15 protein-coding genes and 1 pseudogene are annotated in these 23,676 nt (G+C 40.2%); 8 read left to right on the forward strand and 8 right to left on the reverse strand.

The window, feature by feature from the left end:
* Positions 1–113: 113 nt before the first annotated feature.
* A complete protein-coding gene (gene typA, locus CXF74_RS00615) occupies positions 114–1,937 on the reverse strand; it encodes a translational GTPase TypA (protein ID WP_101080469.1) in 1,824 nt (607 codons plus the stop codon).
* Positions 1,938–2,044: 107 nt separating this feature from the next.
* Between typA and CXF74_RS21870 the strand changes: the two genes are divergently transcribed.
* The 8 genes from CXF74_RS21870 (at position 2,045) to CXF74_RS00650 (ending at position 14,920) form a co-directional block, all read left to right on the forward strand.
* Positions 2,045–2,221, forward strand: coding sequence for a hypothetical protein (locus CXF74_RS21870; protein WP_157822302.1), 177 nt, complete (start codon positions 2,045–2,047; stop codon positions 2,219–2,221).
* A 117-nt stretch (positions 2,222–2,338) separates the two neighbouring features.
* Positions 2,339–3,757 carry a glutamate--ammonia ligase gene (gene glnA / locus CXF74_RS00620; RefSeq protein ID WP_101080470.1) on the forward strand — a complete coding sequence of 473 codons (1,419 nt, stop codon included), beginning with the start codon at positions 2,339–2,341 and terminating at the stop codon, positions 3,755–3,757.
* A 218-nt stretch (positions 3,758–3,975) separates the two neighbouring features.
* On the forward strand, positions 3,976–4,518 hold the full coding sequence (locus tag CXF74_RS00625; RefSeq protein WP_101080471.1) for a DUF4124 domain-containing protein: 543 nt from the start codon (positions 3,976–3,978) through the stop codon (positions 4,516–4,518).
* Between the two features lie 6 nt (positions 4,519–4,524).
* The gene (gene glnL / locus CXF74_RS00630) at positions 4,525–5,595 is read left to right on the forward strand and encodes a nitrogen regulation protein NR(II) (protein ID WP_101080472.1); all 1,071 of its coding nucleotides are present in this window, start codon (positions 4,525–4,527) and stop codon (positions 5,593–5,595) included.
* A 15-nt stretch (positions 5,596–5,610) separates the two neighbouring features.
* Complete coding sequence (gene glnG, locus CXF74_RS00635; protein WP_101080473.1) at positions 5,611–7,014, forward strand: nitrogen regulation protein NR(I); 1,404 nt, start codon at positions 5,611–5,613, stop codon at positions 7,012–7,014.
* A 532-nt stretch (positions 7,015–7,546) separates the two neighbouring features.
* A complete protein-coding gene (locus tag CXF74_RS00640; protein ID WP_101080474.1) occupies positions 7,547–9,874 on the forward strand; it encodes a two-partner secretion domain-containing protein in 2,328 nt (775 codons plus the stop codon).
* 17 nt (positions 9,875–9,891) lie between these two features.
* Positions 9,892–13,929: a DUF637 domain-containing protein gene (locus CXF74_RS00645; RefSeq protein WP_101080475.1), complete on the forward strand. Its 4,038-nt coding sequence runs from the start codon at positions 9,892–9,894 to the stop codon at positions 13,927–13,929.
* A 7-nt stretch (positions 13,930–13,936) separates the two neighbouring features.
* Positions 13,937–14,920 (forward strand): hypothetical protein, encoded by a 984-nt coding sequence (locus CXF74_RS00650; RefSeq protein WP_101080476.1) that lies wholly within the window; start codon positions 13,937–13,939, stop codon positions 14,918–14,920.
* A 313-nt stretch (positions 14,921–15,233) separates the two neighbouring features.
* Here the strand turns inward: CXF74_RS00650 and CXF74_RS00655 are convergent.
* From CXF74_RS00655 to recG, 7 genes and pseudogenes are all read right to left on the reverse strand, one after another.
* A pseudogene (locus CXF74_RS00655) lies at positions 15,234–15,755 on the reverse strand (prolyl oligopeptidase family serine peptidase); the annotation flags it as partial.
* The gene (locus tag CXF74_RS00660; protein ID WP_232772397.1) at positions 15,749–16,930 is read right to left on the reverse strand and encodes a Bcr/CflA family multidrug efflux MFS transporter; all 1,182 of its coding nucleotides are present in this window, start codon (positions 16,928–16,930) and stop codon (positions 15,749–15,751) included. The pseudogene CXF74_RS00655 and the gene CXF74_RS00660, both read right to left, overlap by 7 nt.
* A gap of 258 nt (positions 16,931–17,188) precedes the next feature.
* Positions 17,189–18,685: a sodium/proline symporter PutP gene (gene putP / locus CXF74_RS00665; RefSeq protein WP_101080477.1), complete on the reverse strand. Its 1,497-nt coding sequence runs from the start codon at positions 18,683–18,685 to the stop codon at positions 17,189–17,191.
* An 83-nt stretch (positions 18,686–18,768) separates the two neighbouring features.
* Positions 18,769–18,897: a hypothetical protein gene (locus CXF74_RS22780; protein WP_269800753.1), complete on the reverse strand. Its 129-nt coding sequence runs from the start codon at positions 18,895–18,897 to the stop codon at positions 18,769–18,771.
* Between the two features lie 67 nt (positions 18,898–18,964).
* Positions 18,965–19,996 (reverse strand): CNNM domain-containing protein, encoded by a 1,032-nt coding sequence (locus CXF74_RS00670; protein ID WP_101080478.1) that lies wholly within the window; start codon positions 19,994–19,996, stop codon positions 18,965–18,967.
* Positions 19,997–20,102: 106 nt separating this feature from the next.
* The gene (locus CXF74_RS00675; RefSeq protein ID WP_101080479.1) at positions 20,103–21,452 is read right to left on the reverse strand and encodes a hypothetical protein; all 1,350 of its coding nucleotides are present in this window, start codon (positions 21,450–21,452) and stop codon (positions 20,103–20,105) included.
* Positions 21,439–23,511 (reverse strand): ATP-dependent DNA helicase RecG, encoded by a 2,073-nt coding sequence (gene recG / locus CXF74_RS00680; RefSeq protein WP_101080480.1) that lies wholly within the window; start codon positions 23,509–23,511, stop codon positions 21,439–21,441. The genes CXF74_RS00675 and recG overlap by 14 nt, the downstream gene beginning before the upstream one ends.
* Positions 23,512–23,676: the final 165 nt, after the last annotated feature.

Below are 23,676 nucleotides of genomic sequence, written 5' to 3' on the forward strand. Positions count from 1 at the left end.
ATCATCCTTGATAGGTGGACAGCTTAAGGGTGTATTACTATAACGCTAAATTATAGATAAAAAAAAGGCCTTACCGAAGTAAGACCTTATTATTCATCTGAAACTTAAAAATATTAAGCTTTAGTTGGGCGTGCAGCACGTTTACGTTCGTTTTCTGTAAGTAGTTTCTTACGGATACGAATGCTTAGTGGTGTTACTTCAACTAATTCATCAACATCGATAAACTCAAGCGCTTGCTCAAGAGTAAGAATGATTTCAGGTGAAAGTGTTTGTGCTTCATCAGTACCAGAAGAACGTACGTTAGTAAGCTGTTTACCACGAATACAGTTAACTGTTAAATCGTTAGCACGGTTATGAATACCGATGATTTGACCTTCGTATACTTCTGTAGCGTGACCTAAGAATAGGCGACCACGATCTTGTAAGAAGAATAAAGAGTAAGTAACCGCTTTACCAGTTTGGTTACAAACTAATACGCCGTTTTGACGCTGACCAATTGTACCGCCTTTATGAAGACCGTAATGATCGAAGCTATGGTAAAGAAGACCAGAACCAGAAGTCATTGTCATGAATTCAGTTTGGAAACCAATTAAACCACGGCTTGGAATAACGAAGTCTAAACGTACACGACCTTTGCCATCTGGAGTCATGTTAGTTAGTTCAGCTTTACGAATACCAAGTTGTTCCATTACAGAACCTTGATTTTGTTCTTCAACATCAATCGTTAGCGTTTCCATCGGCTCATGAAGCTTACCGTCGATAATACGTTCGATAACTTCAGGACGAGATACAGCTAGCTCGAAACCTTCACGACGCATGTTTTCAATTAGGATGCCTAAATGTAGTTCACCACGACCTGATACTTTAAATTTATCTGGATCGGCAGTTTCTTCTACTTTAAGTGCAACGTTATGAACAAGCTCTTTGTTTAGACGGTCAAGAATGTTACGTGAAGTAACAAATTTACCTTCTTTACCACAGAATGGAGAGTTGTTTACTTGGAACGTCATTGTAACCGTTGGTTCATCAACTGATAACGGTGGTAATGCTTCAACGTTGTTTTGTGCACAGATAGTGTCAGAGATTTTAAGTTCGCCTAAACCACTAACTGCAATGATGTCGCCTGCTTGCGCAAGTTCAAGATCGTAACGCTCAAGACCTAAGTAACCTAATACTTGGCCAACTTTACCTTTACGTTCTTTACCGTCAGAACCAACAACAGTTACTGCTTGGTTAATTTTAACGCTACCACGTGTAACACGACCAACACCGATAACACCTACGTATGAGTTGTGATCAAGTTGCGAGATTTGCATTTGGAAATCACCGTCACGATCGCCTTCAGGTGGAGCAACACCATCAACAATAGCTTGGAATAAAGATTCCATGTTTTCAGTCGGCTCTTCTGATTCAGCGTTAGCCCAACCATTTAGTGCAGAAGCGTAAACAACTTTAAAGTCTAACTGTTCGTCAGTTGCGCCTAAGTTATCAAAAAGATCAAATACTTGATCCATAACCCATTCAGGACGTGAACCAGGCTTGTCTACTTTGTTGATAACAACAATTGGCTTAAGACCGTGAGCAAATGCTTTTTGAGTTACGAAACGAGTTTGTGGCATAGGGCCATCTACTGCGTCAACGATCAAACAAACACTATCTACCATAGACATGATACGTTCAACTTCACCACCGAAGTCAGCATGTCCAGGAGTATCAACGATATTGATATGGTAATCATTCCATTGGATTGCAGTATTCTTTGCAAGAATAGTAATACCGCGCTCTTTCTCTAAATCGTTAGAGTCCATTACACGCTCTTCGTTACCGCCGCGTGATTCTAATGTGCCTGACTGCTCTAAAAGTTTATCAACAAGGGTAGTTTTACCGTGGTCAACGTGAGCAATGATAGCTATATTTCTTAATTTATCTAACGACATGATGTGCCTCAAAAGTAACAATTGAAAAAAATACCAATTAGATAAACTTAACAAGGTTCTGTACGGTTAATCTAATTGGTATATATAGGTTATCTGGACTGATTTTTGTGCCAGTTATCCAAAGTGCGCACATTGTAACCATAATTTCAAAAATAGAAAGTTTTAACTACGTCACAATTCGCTTATCTGCCCTATTAATAGGAAAACATAGCAATATTGGTGAACAACTCAGCACTAAGCACCATAAAGATCCATTAACGCACCAAGATGGTGCGGTGATTTAGAAAGATTTAAGTCGTTTTTCAAACAAAGCACGATATAATGGGGCATGATCAAGTTGGCATAGTTCTCGCTTACTTGAATGGAAATAAATTCATAATTGGTTAATAGAGGTTTCAAACATGTCTGTACAAACTGCACAAGACGTTCTTGATCTGATCAAAGAACAGGATGTTAAATTCGTTGATTTACGTTTCACTGATACACACGGTAAAGAGCAACACGTTTCTGTACCACACCACCAACTAAATGAAGACTTTTTCGAAGAAGGCAAAATGTTCGATGGTTCTTCAATTGCTGGTTGGAAGGGTATCCAAGATTCAGACATGGTATTAATGCCAGTTCCTTCAACAGCTGTACTTGACCCGTTCACAGATGATGCGACTCTTAACTTGCGTTGTGACGTATTAGAACCTAAAACAATGTTAGGTTACGATCGTGATCCACGTTCTGTTGCTAAACGTGCTGAAGCATACATGCGTTCAACGGGTGTTGCTGATTATGCTTTATTTGGTCCTGAACCAGAATTCTTCCTATTTGACGACGTTAAATACGGTAACGAAATGCAAGGCGCTTTCTTCTCTATCGATGCTAAAGAAGCAGCATGGAACTCAGGTACTTCTTATGAAGAAGGCAACACGGGTCACCGTCCTGGTATTAAAGGCGGTTATTTCCCAGTTGCACCTGTTGATTCAGCGCAAAACATCCGTTCAGCAATGTGTTTAATCATGGAAGAAATGGGCTTAGTAGTAGAAGCGCATCACCATGAAGTAGCAACAGCTGGCCAAAACGAAATCGCTTGTCGTTTCAACACTATGGTTGAAAAAGCAGATGAACTTCAAATTTACAAATATGTTGTACATAACGTAGCGCACGCATACGGCCAAACAGCAACATTTATGCCTAAACCTCTTGTTGGCGATAACGGTTCTGGTAACCACGTTCACCAATCTCTAGGTAAAGACGGCGTTAACTTGTTCTCTGGTGATCTGTACGGTGGCATGTCTCAAATGGCACTTTACTACATCGGCGGTATCATCAAGCATGCTAAAGCACTTAACGCATTCACTAATGCTTCAACTAACTCGTACAAACGTTTAGTACCGCATTTTGAAGCGCCAGTTATGCTTGCATACTCTGCGGGTAACCGTTCTGCATCAATTCGTATTCCAATCGTACCAACAGCTCGCGCTGCACGTATCGAAGTACGTTTCCCAGATCCAACAATGAACCCATACTTAGGCTTTGCAGCAATGCTTATGGCTGGTCTTGACGGTATCAAAAACAAAATTGACCCAGGCGAATCTTTAGATAAAGATCTATACGACCTACCTAAAGAAGAAGCTGATGCGATTCCACAAGTTGCAATCTCTTTTGAAGAAGCACTTGCTTCACTTGACGCTGATCGTGACTTCTTAACAGCCGGTGGCGTATTCTCAAATGAGTCTATCGATGCATACATCACACTTAAAACAGCTGAATGTGAAGCCGTTTCTCGTGCAACGCATCCTAAAGAATTCGAATTATACTACAGCGTATAATCTAACTTTTTAAAGCGTAACGCTTGCTTGAGAATATTCTCAAGCACAGCATTCACGCAAAAAAGTTCGATGTATATAAAGCCTATAATTTGAAAACTTTATTAAGATGAATTAATTCATCGGTTTGAGTGAAAAAACCCGCATCAGTGCGGGTTTTTTATTGCCTAAAGTAACTTCATGACTCACAATTAAAGCTCTTCCGCTTAAGGTCTGACACTATGAAATTATCTCTATTATTTTTTACTGCGCTTGTTTATTCCTTCTCTCCGTTAGTCCATGCAGCCGATATGAAAATTTATCACTGGGTCGATGAAAATGGAAAAAGCCACTTTTCAGATACCGCCGTACCCGGCACTGAAGAAATAGACGTAAAAAACAATAACCTGTTATCAACAGGGAAAAAAGACAGTGACCAGACAGATGCTATCGCCAGTGAGCTAAATATTGATGATGAAGATAGCCCGGTTATTACTTACCAAGCCACCATCACTGCCCCAGAAGATGACAAACCGCTACGCAGCAACGATGGCACGATTGATATTCATGTTAAAACAGAACCTGAAAAAGAAAATACACACAGATTACAACTCTATTTAGATGGTAAAAAACTCGGTTCACCACAAATTTCTCCTACGATGCGCGCATTAAATATCGACCGTGGAACACATCAGGTACAAGTTGAGCTGTTAGATGAAGACGGTAAAGTATTAGCAAAAACACAAGTCGTCACCGTGCATTTACAACGTACAGGAAAAAAATAAAAAATAATGCTAGAGCACTTACCCACTGACTTTCCGCTGGCTATTATTGAAGAAGCGCACACCGCTTTTGTTATTATCGATGAATCACTGAACCTTACCTATGCAAACCCAGCCAGTGAACTATTACTTTCTCAAAGTAGCCAACGCCTGCATCAACAAAGCCTGCAACAACTCGCTAATTATTATCATTTTAATCCTATTGCTATTGAGCAAGTATTCAAGAATAAAGGTGCATTCAGCGAGAGTGAAATAACACTCTTAGTTGAAACCCAGCCTGTTTTAATTAGCCTTAGCGCGAGTCACTTGTTATATCAGGAAAATGCTTATGTGATTATTGAGATGCGTGGCATTGAGCAACAACGAAAAATAAGCCAAGTGCATTACCAAGAGCACCAACAAAAAGCAGCGCAGGATTTAGTGCGTGGTTTAGCCCATGAAATAAAGAACCCATTAGGCGGTTTACGTGGTGCGGCCCAGTTATTAGAAGGTGAACTACCCTCGCCTGAATTAAAAGAATTCACACAGATAATTATTGAACAAGCAGATAGACTCAGCGCATTAGTTAATCGTCTGTTAGGGCCACAAAAAATTGGCCAATGGAAAACCGATAACATCCACTCTGTGATAGAAAAAGTACGTAAGCTGGTATGCTTAGACCTGCCTGATTTTATTAACATCAAGCTTGATTATGACCCTAGTATTCCTGATTTTGAGATGCAATCAGACCAGCTACAACAAGCATTTTTAAATGTTTTACAGAATGCCGTTCAGGCACTTATTCCAGATTTAAAACAAAATGCAGAAATAACACTGCGCACACGTACCGCACATCAAGTCACAATTAATGGTCTACCACAGCGTTTAGCCGTTGAAATAAAAATTATAGATAATGGATCAGGTATTCCTAATCACCTTAAAGACACTCTTTTTTACCCAATGGTGACAGGAAAAAGTGATGGAACCGGACTTGGCCTATCAATTGCACAGGAACTGATAAAACAACATCATGGACGCATTGAATGCCACAGCATCGCAGGACATACAGAATTTTCTATCTACTTACCTATGATTTTATAAAGGATACCGCATAAAATGAACGCTACTGCTTGGATCGTTGATGACGATCATGCCATTCGCTGGGTATTAGAACGCACCTTAAAAAGCCACAACATCAACCATGCTAGCTTCCCTGACGCCGAGTGCCTATGGGAACAACTGCAAATTGAGCAACCCGAAGTTATTATTTCTGATGTTCGTATGCCCGGCATGGATGGTTTAGCACTGATGGAAAAAATCCATCAGAAATTCCCCACCCTGCCTATTATCATCATGACTGCACACAGTGATTTAGACAGCGCGGTTAATGCGTACCAAAGTGGTGCATTCGAATATTTACCTAAACCCTTTGATATTCACGAAGCAACCGCACTTATTCAACGTGCGATTAACCATAGTTTAGAGTTAAAACAAGATAAAAAACCGATACAACAGCCTATCGACACGCCTGAAATAATTGGTGAAGCACCGGCGATGCAGGAAGTATTCCGTGTTATCGGACGTTTATCGCGTTCTAGCATGAGTGTATTAATTAATGGCCAATCGGGTACCGGTAAAGAGCTCGTTGCCCATGCCTTGCACAAACATAGTCCGCGTAAAGCCAATACTTTTATCGCACTGAATATGGCAGCAATCCCACGCGAACTCATTGAAGCAGAACTTTTTGGCCATGAAAAAGGCGCGTTTACAGGGGCAGCGGCTAATCGCCAAGGTCGCTTTGAACAAGCCGATGGCGGTACGCTATTTTTAGATGAAATTGGCGATATGCCATTGGATGTACAAACACGTTTATTACGTGTGTTAGCCGATGGACAATTTTACCGTGTGGGTGGTCATCAAGGCATTAAAGTGGATGTGCGTATTATTGCAGCCACTCATCAAGATCTTGAAAAGAAAGTACAAGCGGGTGACTTCCGTGAGGATTTGTTCCATCGTTTAAATGTAATTCGTTTACAGCTACCGGCACTGAAAGAGCGCCGAGAAGATATCAGCCTACTTGCTCAGCACTTCTTGCACAACATTGCCAGCGAGCTAAAGGTGGATACCAAACAGCTCACAGACGAAACAAAAGAATACCTTAATCAGCTTCCGTGGCCTGGCAATGTACGCCAGCTAGAAAATATTTGTCGTTGGTTAACCGTGATGGCCAGTGGCCAAGAGGTGCACATTAATGATTTACCGCCAGAGCTTAGTGCCCAAGAAACACACAGCGATGATAGTGAAACACCACTATGGCAAAAGAACTTACAACAGTGGACATTAACCTCATTAAAACAAGGTGAAGAAAATATCCTCAGTGAAGCATTACCTGAATTTGAAAAGATCATGCTCAAAACTGCCCTGCAATTTACCGAAGGTAAAAAACAGGAAGCCGCAAAACTACTCGGCTGGGGAAGAAATACACTAACCCGTAAGCTCAAAGAATTTGGCATGGGGTAAAACCACCATTAATGATTAGCGGTTAGTTATCAGTAAAACATATACCGCACCCGCTTATTGAGCGGTCACCCGATGGAGTTTATACCCAGTTATTCCAGCGTTGGGTTCACTTACATCATGACAATGAAAACATGCTGTATTTTTAGTCGCATAAAGACTCAAGATCAAACTATACATATTCTTGTCTTTAGCTGGTAAAAAACATGTTGTGCCACTAGATAGTTTAAAATAAATAGGCCCTTCGTTTTCCCATTGTATTATGCAGGAAACCGTTGCATTGTCAGAAACTTGCCAAGCATTGACTGCCGAACTTAATAGGCAACAGCTCATAAATGCACATTTAATTATAAAAAAAAGACGTAAGTCACAACAAAAATATAAATGCCCACTTTACAGCTTGCTAATCATTTATCCCCAGCTTACTATCCTTGAAAATTAATTATATTTTTCAATGTATTACGCTAAATTTAGCCTTTTTGATATTAATCAAACTAGCACTTTCTAAAAACTCAACTAAAAGTAGGGATACAAATTGACTCTGTTTAATAATTTAAAACTCGCCATTATAGTGTTAGCCGTGCAAATTAATGGGATACACGCCCACACAATTTCTACAGATCAAAAAGGTTTGACGATTGTTAATACAAAACAGCCAAATTCTGAAGGTAATAATGGCATTATTATCAATATTGCTCCGCCTTCAACACAAGGTCATTCCACAAACACATTTAATAAATTTACGACGTCTGCCAGTAAATACACACACATTTTCTTAAATAATGATAACCGCTTAAATAAAAAATTATCCACTTCCACGCAAGCTGTTAATACCATTATTTTACAAAACACTTCTAGCACGCCGATGTCTTTTTCAACCCTCGAAGTAATGGGAAAAAAAGCGACTGTTGTTATTTTGAGCCCTTCTGGTATTAATTGTAATGGCTGTGAAATAAAGAATGCTGAACGAGTTGTATTAGCCACAGGCACCAAAATTCTTAATAAAACGGGAGATTTGAGCAAAATAAATATCAATAGAGGTACATTTACGTTGACAGGGTTAGGGTTAAAAACTTGGGATGCGGGCCTTATTGATATCCTAGCAGAGCACGTTGTATTTTCCGGGCCCATCAGCACATTTGCAAAAGCCAGTAAAAAACAGGGTAACCTAGTAATAGACGAACTCGGTAACTTAACCATGGCGCAAGGGGACCTACAAGTTATCATTGGTAAAACAAGTTATGACTTGGCGACCTCTCAAGCGAAGGTCAATCAGTTAAACGCCAACGCAGCTAGCATTAAAGTAAATTCCCCTATTCAAGCAGGTAGCATATCTATTGAGACAATGACGAATTATAAATCCATTTTTCTTAATAGTAACCTGTCTACTCGAGGCGATTATACCTTTACTAGCAACTACAAGGGCAAGTCACTCATACCAAATGAAAACATAAAAATAAAAAGCCGTGATGGAATTTACCTTCAAAATGCAAGTATTAACTCACGCGCAAAAGTTAAATTAGACTCACAAGTGTTGTCCATTAGACCCACATATAATTTTAAAAAATTCAGTATAGAAAGTCATGACATTGAGCTTGCAACAACAGGCTACTTTCTCAACGAAGGTGCGATCAAGGCAAACAACATTCATGTTTCTGCGCAAGGTGTTTCCAATCAAGGAGGTGAGTTTTGGGCAACGGATGAGCTTTTTATCGCAGCAGAAAGATCCGAGATTAACAACCATTTTGGCATTCGAAATATCGATGAAGGCTTAATGGTCAGTCATAACATTTCCTTAGTCGCTAAAGGCTCAATTGAAAATGGTCAGCGAACAGCATACTCATGTTATCGAAATCAGCCTCGTCATGGCGGTAACCGAACTTATTCTGTAGGGTCAACTATTATCGGTATTGAAACACAGCTAAAAGGCACTTGTAAAAAATATGGTTATCACTCTGCCCGATCAAAATGGCACATTAGCAAAACACATAACCCACTGGCAGCCACCATTGTTGCAACTAATCTGCTTATCGATACCAAAGCGCAATTTGTGAACAGTAATCCCTACATAAAATATCGCCCTAATTATAAAGCACCTACCGTAGATATGCTTATTTATCATTCTGACCATGCAACGGTTTCCGCTGAAAGCTCAATGCAAATTAGCGCAACGCGCATTAATAATCAATCGGGCGTATTAGAAGTTTTGAATGGGGATTTAACACTCGATGTGAGCAAAAACGGAGTGATTTTTAATGGCCGTTATCATATGCATGCCAAAACTCATACATCAAAATCAGCACCTTATCCTGTTTATGGGCCTTCTACATATAATAAAGAAAAATGTATAGATGCCAATGCTGAACTTGACTCGTACGATGACGAAGACCCTAGCCTTTACAGTCAGCTAGTACGCGATGAAAAAAGATACTGCTATCACACAAAGCCATACCTGCATGATGCAGTGGATACAAATCACACACAATATATTGCAGCGCTGTCACCAGTAAGTCGAATTCTGGTTGGTGGTAACTTACGTATGACGGCAAAAGAAGTCATGAATGAAGCAAGCAATATTGAAGTTTGGGGTAATATGCAAGGTAGCGTAACCGATGCTTATAATAAAGGCTTAAAACTAAACCACACCCTAATGGTTAAAGCGACCACCAAACATGTACGACATTACTGTTCAAAGCGAGTGTTGAGTATGTGCGTAAAACGGAAAACAGACCGATGGACGACCAGCTCTGAAAAGCTAGTCCGAAATGGAGCACATAAAGAATTCCCCTCGTTATACCATGCCAATCGAATAGAGTCAGGCGTAAACGGTGGTAAGTTTGAACTTATTGATCATACATTTTAAGCACGGAAGCATTAATAATGAAAAAGAATAATCGATTAAACAAAGTGTATGAAAACTGCATCCAAAAATTTGAGGTATGGAGAAAGATAACCTCAAGTTTACTCGTTTTTGTATTATTGGCTCAAACGAGCTCACCTGTTTTTGCTGCCCTAAAACTACGCAGTGATATTGCCACGCTAGAAGAGACATTAACACGCTCTGTTAAATATAGAAGTACTGCCAACACAGCCACTTTATATGATGGTTTATTAGCGCCAGAAATTAACACCATATTTGATGGGTTTGATTATTTCTACCAGCAAGCGACGGCACGTTATGTTAAGCAATTCGAGGGTTATAAATTAGTCCCTATTGCCGGTGACATCACTATTTTTATCCCTGTTGCACCCGCTAAACCCTTGTTTATCGGCACGCCTTACATCGAACGAGAAGTTATACGCTTACAACTCAACCAAATTATTAACCGCAGCATGTTAATTAATGGTAAAGGGTTAACTTACAATACAATGGTTAAAGGTTTATATAATAATGCGCTTGAATTTATGGGACAGAAGAACATAAAGTTTGGCCAAGCGTTAACTGAAGCTCAAATAAAAGGCTTATCAAAATCTATTATTTGGCCTGAAAAAGTCCATTTAAGCACCGGTAAAGCAGTGGTTATACCTTACGTGTATTTATCGCAAAAAGACATTCACTTCAATCGCGTGACGAGAACAACACTCAGTGTCATTGACGGTAGTATTACTTCGAATAATTTCATCATGGATGGTACCAACGTCATCTTCGCACGTGATGGTTTGATTAAAGTAGAAGAAAGCTTTTCTAACACTAATGGTTATGTAAAGGCTTTAGGTGACTTAACAATTATGGGTCGCGATATCAGTAACCTATCGGGTACCATCTCAGGTCACAATGTCAATTTAATCGCGTCAAGTATCACCAATAAAACGCTAGTTACTCGCCTAGATTACGAACATGGATTCTCCGAGCAGGCAGGAAAAATTGCTACTATCAATGCTATCGATACACTTAACCTAAACAGCGCGGGGGATATTTTAATTGCAGGTGGTGAGCTTAACTCACAAGGTACTTTGTCACTCAATGCAGGAAATAGCGTTTATTTATTACCCACTGAAGTACGTGAAGAACATGAAGAACATGCTCAATCAGGAAAAAACTGGAGCGAGTCAAGCTCATCGCTAATCAACTTACCCACTAAACTAAGTGCAATAGACATCGTTTCTATTGTTGCCGCGAACGAGATTGTTGCACAAGGTGCCATTATTGAAAGCCAAGGCATGATAGAAATGCTGGCAGGCATGGGCATAACGATTATTCCAGCTGAAGATATTCGTACCGGCAGTAAAAGTTACGAAAGTTCTACCAGTGGTGTTTTTGGTAGCGATGAATCAATGTCAGAAGAGTTCCAAAAATCTGAAATTGTGCGCTCTTTATTAAAAGCAGGCAACAGCTTAAATATAACCACTAAGATGGGTGATATTACGTTACAAGCAGTGGCCGTTGATTCAAAAGGCATTGCTAAAATTGTTGCTGAAAATGGCAGTATTGATATTCAATTAGCGAAAATGCTTGACCAATATAGCTATGAGGAATCTTATGAAGGGTCATTATCATTCCGTTATCAGGGTCACGGCCACTACCGTGAAGTTGCCTATTACAGTGAATTCATCGCTGAAGGTGGATTAATTCTTGAAGCGCATAACGGTGTACGTGTTGAATACACGGGTGCCGGTAAAAGCATTGATGAAGTCATTAATGAATTATCGACGTCTCCCGAACTTGCATGGCTTGCTGAAGTACGAAACCACCCTGATGCAAACTTTGAAGAGATAAAACTACAAGTCGAAGAATGGAGCTACGATAACGCAGGATTAACCCCAGCGGCGCAAGCTTTGATGGCGGTTATCATGACATTGGCAACCGGTCCGGGAGGCCTTGCAGCGGCAATAGGTGTCAACATTAGTAATGTTGTTATAAGTGCGGCAGTAAGTGCGGGTATTAATGCATTAACCACGCAAGCGGCCTCTTCGTTATTAGCGAATGGCTTTGATATTAAAGAAACGTTCAGTGATTTAGCAAGCAAAGAAACCTTTATCAGCTTAGCGACAAGCATGGTGACTGCTGGGGTATTAGCAGAATTAGATGTCAGCTTTTTTGGGGCAGTAGAAAAAGGGATTAATGCGACTATTCCAGAGGGTGTTATCAATAACCTAACCACACAAGCGGTGAATTCGATATACCACACGGTAGTCGAAGTTAATATCGCGAGTCTCATGAATGGCGAAGGCTTCACCAGTATTGATGACTTTGATAAAGTGGTATTAAACGCCTTTGCAATGTCGGCAATCAATATGCTTGGGAAAGAGCTTGCCAATAAAATTCATGAGGCAAATATAGACACCGATGCAAATCCAATTCCTTCCTTAGATACTGCTAGTAAATACATTGCTCACGCAGCATTAGGCTGTGGTCTTGCAGGGCTAACCTCTGTAGCAACGGGAAGCAATTCATCTGAGAATAGCAAAGCCTGCTTAAGTGGTGCTGGAGGAGGAGTCTTAGGTGAATACATTGCCGAACAGTACAGAGCAGAAATTGAAGCAAAAGCGGCACAGGCTAAATTGTTCGTTGAAGGCGAATTAGCCACCGCAGCGGCTTTAAAAAATGGGCCTTATGCAAATTGGTCAAAGAAGCAACAGGCTGAATATACAGAAAGAGTAAAAGGAGAACTGATTAAACTAAACGACCAAGGTATTGATATTGCACGTTTAGGTGCAGGGCTTATTGTATTTATAGCGGGTGGAGATGTTGACAGCGCGATAAAGGCAGGCGGTAATGCGGCTGAAAATAATGCCCTGTTTCTCATCCCATTAATTATCAAAGCGTTCGCTTTGGCAAGCTGGGCATCTACTGCTTATACAGTTTACGCAACCATAGATAAAATCATTGATATTTTAAATGGAAAGGACGCCAACATTAATGTAGAAGACGCATTAATTGATCTTGCCGTTACATTAGCTGTAGATTTATCTGTTAAAAAATTAAAAACGCTAAAAATTGATGAATTATTTACAGTGGTCACTGACCGCCTTGATGATCTGGGTATGTCAGGGTTGTCCTATGATATGGCGGGGGTAGGAAAAGGCTTTGACCTCGATGGTAATCCAAATGGGCATGTTCCCTCCTCTCCTAAAAGAGATATCGACGGCGCCCCAATTAAAGTTGTTTATAAGAAAGCAGATCTTGAAGCGCACGCAGCACACTTAAAAGTCGCTCCTTCGACATCCCTAAACCCTGAAGAAGTTGGGTCGATGTTGGCTTCGGGTAAAGTATATAACCCATCAACTCAATCTTGGGGTTTACCTCCAGGTATCAAACGAACAGAGCTCAAAGCGGATAAGAATAAAATAACTACAACACCAGAGACGTTAAAATTAGAAGGAAACGACTATATACTAGATGGAAAACGAAATACTCCCAAACAGTTGGAAATTGCGCGAGCATATTATAAAAACTTAGCAGATAAAGAGCTAGATACGGAAAAAGCTAGTTTTTACCGCCACAAAATGGGGTTAGCATCTGAGCAATTAGGAAACGCTGCCACAGATGCCTATGCAAAACACAGCAAGTTGCTCCCAAGTAACAGAATTGATGCCACTTTACCTAACTACAAGGGTAAAAATAATCAGTTTGACGACATTTATGAGCAAGATGGAAAACTGATTATTTTTGAGGCAAAGGGAACGTCAGCAGCTACACCCAAACTATCTGGACAAATTGATCCTGATAATAACAAAATTAGGCATATGCAAGGTTCACGTAGATACACAGAACTTGTTATCGATAAAATGGAAAAACATTCGAAAACGTTGACTGGAGATAAACAACTGCAACTACAAGGCACAGTTGCTAAACTACGAAACCATTTAGACAATAATACCTTAGAATATAAAATGGTGATTCAGAACATTGATAAAAAAACCGGCGACCTAGGACCTGTTACCATTAAAGATTACGATCAAAAACTATTACCATAGGAAAGTTATGAATATTCACCAGCACCATAACAAAGCACGCTATTTAGCGGAAAAACAACAAAGGAGTGAGTTCTTATTAAACGATATTAACGAACATTTTTCGTCGGGCTTACCCAACTGGTGGTGTAAAGAAAAGATACAACATGCTGCGCCCACAGTATTTAGTCGTTATCTAAATTATTTTACAGAGGCGGTGATGTTAGATTGGCCCAAAGCCCATTGCATTTGGTTCTTAGCACATGCAGCTGAAATCGGTCAGATGCATTTCCGACTGTCAGCAAATGCAGATGAGCTCGTTCCAATTACACTGGCTGGGCGTGATTTAGCCATCACACCCTATGAAACAAGTGGCTATGATAGTCCCGGCCTGTGGCTTGATGTTTGCAACATGAATATTATTTTAGGCGGCCAGCAGGATGCACTAAATGAGCTGTGTATTCACCAGAGTGTGATAGCGGAACCACAAGCCTCTGAGCAAATAGATGCTTATGATGCGATGTATAATGTCTACCGAAGTTACATGATGGATGACCTTACACCCGCACAACAATTACATGCATTACAAACGGCCTTAGCTTTTTCAGAGCGCGGAAAAGTCGCAGCAATGCATTTTATTGAAGCGGAGTACGCCATTCAATTTATGCACCTGCCCAGAGTCAGTTTAATTGCCAGTTGCTGGGGACGTCAGTCAGACACAGTCTCTCATGTAGCGGCGAAAGCGGTAGAAGCGCATTATGATTATTTTGCAGACTTTGCCCCAGAGCCGGGCGAGCCTAAAGGGACAGATTCAATTGAGCTGTATGATAACAAAGCAATGGTGATGCGAGATATCATCGCCTTACTGGCATTGCATTTTCAGCGAACAGGCGAAAGCCCTGATTTTGACTCGCCTTATATTCCAAGCTGGTTAATTAAAGGGGAATTCCCAAGTCGTGAAGCAGTCTTATTTGATAATCCACCAGAATTTACCTTGCAAGCATTAGGTTTATAAATAACCTAAAGTAATATTAAAAGCGGTTAGCTAACTTAATAAGCTAACCGCTTTTGTATTGATTATGCCAGAGCTAACTAGCCATATCCCCACCGTTATTTCTCTCTCGGTACTTTAATTTTCATGCATATAACATGTAAATAATGGGCTATATTATCCAAAATTTTAGTTTAAAATGGTCGTTGTACTATCGCAAAGCACTTAAAAAGAGTAAATAACAGAGGGGCTAATCTGGCAGATTCATTAAAAAGGTGCCCATAACCACGAAGTCATACGCACCATTAGAGTGTTTTAGCTACTAATTAATCTTTCTTCAGTAAATCAGAAAGAAGCTATATTCCAAGGCGGTATCATGGATGCGCTTGAAGCGTCCAGAAGCACCGCCGTGACCCGCCTCCATGTCTGTTTTAAACAATAATAGGTTATCATCGGTTTTGTAATCACGTAACTTAGCAACCCACTTCATCGGTTCAAAATACTGAACTTGTGAGTCATGTAATCCGGTTGTGACGAGGATATTGGGATAACCTTGTGCTTTTACTTGATCATAAGGTGAGTATGACAACATGTAGTCGTAATAGGTTTTATCTTTAGGGTTACCCCATTCTTTAAACTCATTAGTCGTGAGTGGAATACTTTCGTCAAGCATAGTCGTTACCACAAACGGAACCGCGGTGGCGATACCTTTATAAAGCTCAGGCGTCATATTAATAACCGCCCCCATTAATAAACCACCGGCACTGCCACCAGCAGCAAACACTTCATCTTTATTGCCATAGCCTTGTGCGGTTAAGTCTTTAGTCACATCAATAAAATCAGTAAAGGTATTCATTTTGTTCGTAGTAAAAAAAACAACATGGATAAACTCGCGCAAGAACACATAACAATGACCATAGGCCAACTTGATGTAGCGGGCAAAAATGAAATGATAGCAGCCGCTAATGCGCCTAAACCAAACCGTAATGTACCAGCAAGCGATGAGGCAGTACCTGCAATATTAGGGTAATCACTCAATAGAATGGCCATGGTATTACTACCAACCGTTGAAATCGTACTGACATATAACATCACAGGGATAACAACGCCCCAAAGCCCTAAGTGAAATATTTGCCCAAATAGCAATAACGCAGCAGCAATCAGTTGCATCGTTAAACCTAGTTTCACCATCCATTGAGAACCCTTTTCCCTGACTAAACGCCCATTAACTGTTGTCATTATCATCATCGACACAACATTTAAAGCAAACAGGTAACCAACATGTTCGATATCAAAGCCGTATAATTCAATGTAGATAAACGAACCCGCCGTTAAGAATGCAAACATGCCTGAGAATGAGAATGCGCCGATTAAAATTAATAACATAGCATCAGTACTAACAAGCAAAGATCGGTAATTACGCAGTATCGAGCGTAGCCTGAACGGTTGGCGCTTTTCAATGGCCAGTGTTTCGGGAATTTTTAAGCTGATCGCAACAATCACCAGTAACGCGATTAAGGTAATTAACCAGAATATTGACCGCCAACCAAACCAAGAAGCGATATAACCGCCCACAAGGGGAGCCACCAAAGGAGCGAGTGTCATGACTAATACAATAAATGACATAGTGCGTGCAAACTCTTCTTTTTCAAACATATCACGGACAATGGCTTGAATCACCACAGCAGCAGCTGCGCCTGAAAATCCTTGTGCAATACGCATCCAAGTTAGCATTTCAATACTTGAGGAAAGCGCACTGAAAACTGAGGCTAAGGCAAATAATAAAGTTCCCATCAACAGAACCGGTTTACGCCCATAACTATCTGCCAGTGGCCCATGTAGTAACTGCCCTAGCGCAAAACCTGCGGTATACGCGGTTAATGTGATTTGAATATCACCGGCAGTCACTGTAAATTCTCGTGCAATGGATGGCATCGCAGGTAAGTACATATCAATCGCAATAGGTGTTAATGCGGAAATAGCACCTAAGATGACAATCAATAAAAAGCTAAGTTGTACTGGTTGTGAACACACTTTGGTTTCCTTTAATTGAAAATATCGAGTTATACCATCGGAATAAATAGTGATGGAATGATAGCCAAGTATAAACATTGATAATAACAGGATATTGATCACTGAAGCGTTTACTTAGTATTTGAAATGTAAAGATTGAAAATAGCGAAAGGAATGTTATGGCAAAGAAGATATGGGACAGTAATAAATAAAAATGAAAAAGTTTGGAAAAAGTGCAAATGACTCGCAAGCCATTTGCACCATTAAAGCGAGATAATATTAATCAAATTCAACAAGGTTCTTTTCGAACTGTGCATATTGATCAACAATCACTTGCTCTGGTTCTTTAGAGGCTAAACTTGCGACTACAATCGCAATGGTTGCGAAGAGTATACCCGGTACGATTTCGTATAAATCGAAAAGCCCACCGCTTAACTGCTTCCAAACAACAATGGTAATACCACCCACTAAAATACCTGCCAATGCACCATTTCGGTTCATTCGTTTCCAATATAAGCTCAGTATGATAACCGGACCAAATGCAGCGCCAAAACCAGCCCAAGCATAAGAAACCAGTCCTAATACAGAACTATCAGGGCTCATCGCTAAAAATAATGCCAGCAACGAAAGTGCAATCACACCGATACGCCCAACTAGCATAACTTGCTCAGGTGTCGCATCTGGTTTAATAAACTGTTTATAGAAATCTTCAGCCAAAGCAGAAGAGGAAACTAATAACTGAGAATCAGCAGTACTCATAATCGCGGCTAAAATAGCAGCTAATAAAATACCTGCAATCACAGGGTGGAAAATAGCATTCACTAATAACATGAATATTTTTTCACCATCAGCAAGCCCTTCAGCTACGTTACCTTGAACATAAATCAGGCCAACCAAACCAACTAATACCGCACCAAACATTGATAACGCAGTCCAGACAACCGCAATACGGCGTGCCTTAGTTAGGTCTTTGTTACTACGAGTCGCTTTAAAACGCGCCAAAATATGTGGCTGTCCAAAGTAACCTAAGCCCCATGCAACAAGTGAAACAATGGCAATCCAAGACAGAGGTTGTCCATCCATGCCATTCCACATCGTCAATAACTCAGGATTAATCGCTGTTAAATCAGCAGTTAATTGCTCAAAACCACCTTGCATAGCTGCAATTGGAACAATTAATAAAGCAGCAGACATTAACAGACCTTGCACTAAATCGGTCCATGATACCGCTAAGAAACCACCAAATAAGGTATAAGAAACCACACAAACCGCGCCGATAATAACCGCATAGGTGTAATTTAGACCAAATACAGTTTCAAATAATTTACCGCCTGCAACAAGGCCAGCACTAGTGTAAAAAAGGAAAAACATCAGAATGAAGAAGGCCGCAATAGATTGTACTAATTTAGTTTTATCATTGAAGCGACGAGAAATGTACGCTGGAAGTGTTAGCGCATTATCTGTCGTGATACTGTAAGTACGTAAACGTTTTGCAGAAACTAACCAGTTTGCCCATGTTCCGATTAACAGACCACCAGCAAGCCATAATGACTCCATACCAGCTGCATATGCGTAACCCGGCAAACCTAGTAATAACCAACCACTCATATCAGAGGCGCCGGCAGAAAGTGCCGCAGGCCAAGGACCTAGATTACGACCACCTAGAAAATAGTCAGATGAATTAGCGGTACGCTGATAAGCGTAATAACCGATATATAGCATCAGCCCCAAATAAGCGATGAAAGTAGCCGTTATTGCAAAGTTATTTTCAATCATAAAATTCCTTGGATGTTAAAAAAGGAGTGCAGTGTAACAAAAAATGTTAGTGTGTTTTTTAACCTCGTCACAATATTATGAAATTACACTTCAAAAATAAGTAAGTGCATCATAAACCAACTGCACACTCCAATGATGCCCATCATCACTGCAATTGCACCAATGCCGAACAATGTACCTGCAAACAAGCTGATTATTCTTTTATCCATCATAGTGAGACATTCCAATTTAATGTAAAAATGAAACATAACACCCAATGATATTAATAACCAATATCATTTACTTTTTATTACGTAAACGCTCACGATAACTTTGCTTAGCGAATTTTTGTAAATCCTCTATGTTATCACTTTCATCAACAATCTCTCGGCCCAGTAATGTTTCCACCGCATCTTCTAGTGTCACCACACCTGCAGTTTGACCAAAGCGGTCTTCCACTAAAAACTGTTGTTCATGACGCTTAATAAACAGGTCTAACAGATTTAACACCGGATAGTTTTCAGAAATCCGATGCAATGGCATTTGTAATTCGCTTAATAACGTATCACCTTTACCTTGTCGCTCCCATTCGAATAACTGCCCTTTAATCACCATGCCAGTTATCTCATCAATAGTGTTTTGATATACCGGAATACGGGTGAAATGTTTGGTTTGATCAGCCTCTAAAGCTTGTTTAACCGTGCACTCATCAGACAAAGCATGCACAACGGTGCGAGGTGTTAAAATATCTTTGGCTTTGGCGTCTCTGAGCTTTAAAATATTTTCAACCAGCTTGTTTTCTTGCGTCGCAATCGCGCCCTCTTTATAACCAAGTGCAGTAAAGGCAAGCACCTCTTCACGGCTAATTGAATCTTTTTTATTACCACTAAAGAGCCTTGTGAGACGTGTTGATAACCACACTAATGGGAATACAATTTTGATTAACACGGCAATCACATAAGCAGACGGTATCGCCAGTTGTTTCCAAAAAGTGGCACCCAGTGTTTTTGGGATAATCTCAGAGAAATAAAGAATAGCGAGGGTCAACAATACTGCGATTAATGTTTCCCATTGCTCTCCGTATATACGTACGGCCTGCCCACCAACGCCTGCTGCGCCCATGGTATGGGCAAATGTGTTTAAGATTAAAATACTTGAAATAGACTGATCCAGTTGCGATTTCATCTTGGTTAGCATTTTTGCTTCACGTGGTTTTTTATCTTTTATCAGGGCAATATAAGTAGGGGTTACTGATAATAATACCGCTTCTAAAATAGAGCATACAAACGAAATACCAATAGCTAAAACGAGGTAGGTAATGAGAAGTGTCATTGAGTGTTGTGGTTCCTTTAAATTTAGTAAAATGCCAGCTTAGCTGGAAATAAAAAACAATCTTTTACATAAAAAGACAATTCGCAATATCTATTAAAAACGGAGATTAATCTACTAAAATTTGCTTTAAAAAACGCACCGATTGATCGCCCTCATTTAGGCTACCTGCAGTGGTAAATTTCTCTACCTGTAGCGCTTGCCACTGTAAGTATTCAAACCCCAGCGAAAAAACACCTGCTTGCTGCGTATATTGAATAGGATCTAGCCACTGATGACCCTTAATGACATATAAATCATGAACCTGAACATCCATGGACTTTAATGTTAACGGTAATTTTTCAGCCTCACTGCTTACACTTATATTTTTCAATTGCGCATTTTTTATTAGCAATGTTTCAATGGGTAATGAAGCGCTATTTGATGATGAATTAGGTTGTAAATTAGATGCTGAATTTGGAAGTGAATGAGATGCTGAGTTTGATAGTAAAAATTCAGGGACTGTTAATTGCATATTCTCAGCCAGTAGTGACACTAACGTTACCTTGCTCACTTTGATTGCAGGCTGAGGAAGAAAGTTAATCGCTAAGTCGGCTTCTGCTTGTAAGGCTAGTTTTCCCGAAAACGCATTAACAGAAAATGGCTTCAATAATAATTTATTCTTTTGTAGCGCTAACTGTAAAGCCAAAGACTCAAGCTTCAAGATAGGTTGCTTCTCACTCTCAACTAACACCTCATCAACCTCTACGTTTAACCTACCCTGCCGAGCGAATAAGAAAGCATTAACTGATAATTGTAAATTGCTTAAAGTAAGATTGTTTTTGCTATCACTAACCTTTAAAAAACTAATTTTAGTCGCTAAATCAACAGATTTGGGTATTTGTTGTAACTGACTGTTGTCGATCAACAGTAAATCATTAACGCTAATATCCGTCTCTTTTAAGGTCAGACTGTTAATCTCACTTTGTAGTGATGCATTAAGCCCTGTTACTTCAAGTTTTGTTATGTGTAATCTTTCCCAGCTAACACTTTGTAAAGCCGTTATTTGGGTACTCGTACTACTGCTAACTTGGCTGCTAGCTTTATGATTACTTGCAAGTAACAAAGATGTATTCGCTTCAAGCTCCACGCCATTAATTCTAATACTGGCTATCTCTAATTGGCGTTGCCACAAGTCTAACTTGTCTACTTTTAGCTCAAGCCTGTTTATGTATAAGACGCGCTGTTGATGCTGATATAGCGATAAACCCGATAACGATATACTGCTATCCGTTAACCAATTATTTTCAAAACCTTCAAAGCGAACATCGTAACCCGTAGATCGCTTAATCTGCTGACTTATCCATCCAGCATAATCGTTAACATTCAAAAAGTAGACCGAACTACCTACGGCGATGCCCATAAGGCTAAACAAAGCCAATAATATAATCACACAGCGTTTCATATTAAGCATGCGCATACTGTTCACTTTCACCTAACCAGCGGTTGGTTAGTGCAGGAATTAACTCAGGTTGTTCAGTCATTAGCTGTTGAGCCAACTGCAAGGAATACGGCACAAGATGTTGATCACGCAGTAGATCGGCAATTTTAAATTGTGCAACACCGGTTTGTTTTGTACCTAACAGTTCACCCGGCCCGCGAATCAATAAATCTTGCTCAGAGATATAAAAACCGTCATTACTTTCACGCAATATTTGTAGGCGTTTCTTGGCAGTTTGTGAGAGTGGGTTTTTATACAGTAGTACACAATGACTCGCCACACTACCACGACCAACTCGTCCTCGAAGCTGATGTAACTGCGAAAGCCCTAAACGTTCAGGGTTCTCAATAATCATTAAACTAGCATTAGGCACATCAACACCCACTTCAATCACCGTTGTTGCCACCAGCAAATCTAACTCCCCGGCTTTAAAGGCATCCATCACATATTGTTTCTCATTACCCTTCATACGCCCATGTACTAAGCCAATACGTAAATCAGGCAGACTAAGCTGTAAATTATTAGCCGTATCTTCAGCCGCTTGACACTCTAAGACCTCGGACTCTTCGATTAATGTACACACCCAGTAAACCTGCCTGCCTTCATTTTTACAGGACTGATAAACACGTTTAATAATATCGTCTCGACGTGTATCAGGTAATGCGACGGTTTGTACGGGTGTACGCCCCGGTGGTAACTCATCAATCACCGAGACTTTTAAATCTGCGTAGGCAGTCATTGCAAGTGTTCTTGGGATTGGAGTGGCTGTCATAGTCAATTGGTGTGGCGCAAAACCAGTCGATAAGCCTTTTTCACGTAATGCTAAACGTTGATGCACACCAAAACGATGTTGCTCATCAACAATGATTAACGCTAATTTATTAAAAATAACGTTATCCGAAAATAGCGCGTGTGTACCTACCACCATTTTCGAGAGACCAAGTTGTATATCTTCGGTTTGTGAGCGTTTCTCTTTAACTCTCATCTTGCCCGATAACATACCAACACGAATACCCAGTGGCCCAAACCATTTCTGAAAATTAATATAATGCTGTTCTGCCAATAACTCAGTAGGTGCCATTAGCGCAACTTGATAACCTGCTTCAATCGCACTTAAGGCTGCAAATGCCGCCACCAGCGTTTTACCTGAACCTACATCCCCTTGTACTAGACGCATCATAGGGTGTGCTTGTTGTAAGTCTTCTTGAATCTCTTTTGCGACTCTCGATTGTGCATTAGTAGGTGCAAACCCTAAGTTCGCTAATAACTTCTCATGCAATAAGTGCGCGCCATCAATGGTGACCGACTGTTGTGCCTGCGCACTCGCACGCATTGAAAGCATACTTAACTGCTGTGCAATTAACTCTTCAATAATGAGACGCTGTTGTGCTGGATGCGTTTTATTCTCAAGTTGTTCAATGTTGGCGTCAGGCGGAGGTTGATGCAGATAAAAAAGCGCATCTTGTAAACTGATTGGATGACTCAGTAACTGTGTGGGTAACAATTCATCGATGCTATTTTGCTTTAACATCTCTATGGCTTGCATCGCAAGTTTACGTAGACCGTTTTGTTTCAACCCTTCGGTGGTTGGATAAATAGGGGTTAGCTTTTCTTCCGCTTGAGCCGTTTCGCGTTGCTCAATCAAAGCATAATCTGGATGGGTTATCTCAAACCCTTGATAGCCACGCTTGAACTCACCAAAACACTTGATCAGTTGCCCTTCTTTGAAGCTATTTTTTTGCGAGGCATTAAAATTAAAAAAGTTAAGTGTCACCCTACCTGTTTCATCACCTATCTGGCATTTTAGAATACGGCGCTTACCCATCTGCACATTACAGCTCATGACGCGCCCTTGCACGCTCACTTGCATGCCATCTTTTAATTCACCGATGGGATAAATAGAGGTTCTATCTTGATAGTGTAACGGCAGGTGAAACAAGAGATCAGCCACACTGAATAAGCCGATCTTCTCTAATCGTTCGGACATTTTAATGCCGACACCATTTAATGCACTTAATGGGACTTTTTCTAATTTCATTGTTTATCCTGACCTGAATCGCGACACTTCATATCTACTTTACACTGTTTCCCAAGGTTAGATAAATACGTTTATCTGTTTCATGTAGTGGTTTTATGTTTAGTCATAGAGAGAGAGAGGCTTAAATGAGGAAATCGTGACTCTATTGACACTATAAACTTGCCT

Origin of the sequence: Psychromonas sp. Urea-02u-13 (assembly GCF_002835995.1) — a bacterium.
GTDB lineage: Bacteria > Pseudomonadota > Gammaproteobacteria > Enterobacterales > Psychromonadaceae > Psychromonas.

Bases quoted from the DNA above. Each gene is read 5' to 3' on its own strand.
- glnL (WP_101080472.1), top strand. From the start codon at position 4,525: ATGCTAGAGCACTTACCCACTGACTTTCCGCTGGCTATTATTGAAGAA.
- CXF74_RS22780 (WP_269800753.1), bottom strand. From the start codon at position 18,897: ATGATGGATAAAAGAATAATCAGCTTGTTTGCAGGTACATTGTTCGGC.
- CXF74_RS00625 (WP_101080471.1), top strand. From the start codon at position 3,976: ATGAAATTATCTCTATTATTTTTTACTGCGCTTGTTTATTCCTTCTCT.
- recG (WP_101080480.1), bottom strand. From the start codon at position 23,511: ATGAAATTAGAAAAAGTCCCATTAAGTGCATTAAATGGTGTCGGCATT.
- CXF74_RS00675 (WP_101080479.1), bottom strand. From the start codon at position 21,452: ATGCGCATGCTTAATATGAAACGCTGTGTGATTATATTATTGGCTTTG.
- CXF74_RS00650 (WP_101080476.1), top strand. From the start codon at position 13,937: ATGAATATTCACCAGCACCATAACAAAGCACGCTATTTAGCGGAAAAA.
- glnG (WP_101080473.1), top strand. From the start codon at position 5,611: ATGAACGCTACTGCTTGGATCGTTGATGACGATCATGCCATTCGCTGG.
- glnA (WP_101080470.1), top strand. From the start codon at position 2,339: ATGTCTGTACAAACTGCACAAGACGTTCTTGATCTGATCAAAGAACAG.
- typA (WP_101080469.1), bottom strand. From the start codon at position 1,937: ATGTCGTTAGATAAATTAAGAAATATAGCTATCATTGCTCACGTTGAC.
- CXF74_RS00645 (WP_101080475.1), top strand. From the start codon at position 9,892: ATGAAAAAGAATAATCGATTAAACAAAGTGTATGAAAACTGCATCCAA.
- putP (WP_101080477.1), bottom strand. From the start codon at position 18,685: ATGATTGAAAATAACTTTGCAATAACGGCTACTTTCATCGCTTATTTG.
- CXF74_RS00670 (WP_101080478.1), bottom strand. From the start codon at position 19,996: ATGACACTTCTCATTACCTACCTCGTTTTAGCTATTGGTATTTCGTTT.